Origin of the sequence: Bradyrhizobium sp. NBAIM18, from assembly GCF_020193825.1 — a bacterium.
Lineage (GTDB): Bacteria > Pseudomonadota > Alphaproteobacteria > Rhizobiales > Xanthobacteraceae > Bradyrhizobium > Bradyrhizobium yuanmingense.
Window position 1 is genome coordinate 1 of sequence record NZ_JADYVO010000057.1, and the last position, 2004, is coordinate 2004.

At 63.0% G+C, this 2004-nt stretch carries 2 protein-coding genes; both read right to left on the reverse strand.

All coding sequences use genetic code 11. From position 1 onward, the window contains the following. Positions 1 to 77: 77 nt before the first annotated feature. A protein-coding gene (locus tag I6F17_RS37365) for an IS66 family transposase (protein ID WP_225132289.1) occupies positions 78 to 1726 on the reverse strand; the annotation gives its coding sequence in 2 pieces (ribosomal slippage) (positions 78 to 757 and positions 757 to 1726; 1650 coding nt in all). Between the two features lie 45 nt (positions 1727 to 1771). After that, on the reverse strand, positions 1772 to 2004 hold a 233-nt coding region (tnpB, locus tag I6F17_RS37370; RefSeq protein WP_225132288.1), incomplete at its 5' end, for an IS66 family insertion sequence element accessory protein TnpB.

Genomic DNA, 2004 nt, shown 5'->3' on the forward strand with positions numbered 1-2004 from the left:
GTAGGCATACGATGAAGACCGCCCGATTGCCGCGTGCGCGTGGGCCCGGCGAGCTCTATGATGGCGTTGCGTGAAGGTCAGGCGGCCTGCTGACCGGCGGGCTTGCCGGCTTGGCCCAGCTTCCATTCCCAGGGCAGCAGTTCGTGCAGACGCGATGTGGGAAGATCGGCGATACGGGCGAGGATGTCGGCGAGCCAGGCCTTGGGATCGACGTCGTTGAGGCGACAGGTCGTGATCATCGTCAGCATGATGGCGGCACGGTCGGCGCCGCGCTGGCTGCCGGCGAAGGTCCAGTTCCGCCGTCCCAAGGCGATGCCTCTCAATGCGCGCTCGGCACAATTATTGGTCAAGCAGATCCTGCCATCGTCGAGGAAGCGGGCGAAGTCGTCCCAGCGCCTGAGCATGTAATTCATAGGCTTTAGGACCTCGGAGGAGCGCGAGAGGGTTTCGCGCTCACGCAGCAACCAGGCGTGCATGTCCTCGAGAAGCGGCTTGCTCTGTTCCTGGCGCACGGCACGCCGCTCCTCGGCGCCGCGGCCGTTGATGGCGCGCTCGATCTCGAACAACGCATCCAGGCGTCTGACCGCCTCCAGCGCGATCGGAGAGACCGGTTTGCCCTTCTTACCTTCCCGAGCATTCTTCTCGATGTCGGCCAGCTCGAAGAAGCCCCGTCGCGCATGGGCAAAGCAAAATGCTGGCGTAATCGGCCGTGCCTTCTTCTGCGGATCGAACAGCGGTTCGAACCCGCTGTAGCATCGGCTTGCAGGATACCGGCGAAGGCGGCCAGATGCTTCTGGGGATGCTCGCCTCGTCGGTCGCTCGAGGCGTAATAGACCGCAGCCGGCGGCGCGGGCCCGGCGAAGGGCCGGTCATCCCGCACATAAGTCCAGATCCGTCCGGTGGTACACTTGCCCTTCGCCAGGATACGGATCGTGGTGTCATCGCCATGAAGGCGCTCGGCCGCGAGCACATGGCGTTCGATCAGCTGGAAGAGCGGCATGACGGCGAAGGTGCCGTGGCCGACCTGGTCGGCCAGGGTCGACAACGACAGGTCGATCCCCTCGGCCTTGAAGCGCGCACTCTGGCGGTTGAGCGGGATATGCATGCCGAACTTGTCGAACAGGATCGTCGCCAGCAATTGTGGGCCAATGAAGCCGCGCGGCGTGGCATGGAACGGCGCAGGCGGCTGGCTGATCTTCTCGCAATCGCGGCAGGTGAACTTTTCCCGTACCGTCTCGATTAACTTGAAGCGGCGTGGGATCTCCTCCAGCGTCTTGGTTACATCCTCGCCGATCTTCGCCAGCCGCGATCCACCGCAGCAGGCGCAGCTCGTTGGAGCCTCCATGACGACGCGCTCGCGTTCGATGTCATCCGGCCATGGCTTGCGCACCGGCCGCTTGCGCGTGAAGGAACGGACGTTCTGCGTCTTTGCTGCTGCAGCCCGCGCGGCAAGCTCATCCTCGCTCGCCGTGGTAACGAGTTCCTCAAGCTCCAGCTCCAACTGCTCGAGCAGCCGTGCCGTGCGCTCGGAACGCGGCCCATACAGTTCGCGTTTGAGCTTCTCGATCCGCAGCTCAAGATGCGCGATCAGCGCCTCGTTGTCCGACAGCTCCGCCCGCACACTGGCAGCCACCGCCTCAGCGTGTAGCCGCGCCTCACGCTCGGCCTGCAGCGCCGCAAGGGCACTCGCAAGGTCCGATGGAAGATCGTCCGGCTTCGACATCATGAAGCCAGTGAATCAGATCAAGCCGCAGATTCAAACCATAAAACGCTATCCGACCCGCGTTGGACGCTGGGTTTCTTGTGGGTTGCGCCAATCGATCCCAGACAACAGATAGCTCAACTGCGCCGGCGAGATCGTGACTGATTCACCGGCAACCGATGGCCAGATGAACCTTCCTCTCTCAAGTCTTTTGGTAAACAGGCATGCTCCCTGGCCATCGTGCCAGATCATCTTCACAAGATCGCTGCGGCGACCACGGAAGACGAACAGATGACCGTTGA